A 249-nucleotide genomic window follows, 5' to 3' on the forward strand; every position below is an offset into this window, starting at 1 on the left:
TCGAAGCCGTAATGCTTCGACAGGGACTGCAGCAGCTGGAAGTAGTAGGCGTTGCGACGGTCCCAGCCGCGCACCGCGCCGGCCGCCAGCGACAGTTCGGGATGCACGACCACGCGGTCGGGATCGAAGAATTCGCTGACGCCGAGGCCGTCGCAGGTCTGGCAGGCGCCGACCGGCGAGTTGAACGAGAACAGGCGCGGCTCGAGCGCGGGCAGGGCGTAGTCGCAGACCGGGCAGCTGTACTTGGAC

Annotated in this window: 1 protein-coding gene; it reads right to left on the reverse strand. The window is 67.9% G+C overall.

Features of this window, described 5'->3' with window-relative positions:
* A partial coding sequence (locus tag SB719_RS21720) for a hypothetical protein (RefSeq protein WP_412159969.1) occupies positions 1 to 249 on the reverse strand: 249 nt, incomplete at both ends.

Origin of the sequence: Pantoea sp. SIMBA_079 (assembly GCF_046940275.1) — a bacterium.
GTDB lineage: Bacteria > Pseudomonadota > Gammaproteobacteria > Enterobacterales > Enterobacteriaceae > Pantoea > Pantoea borealis.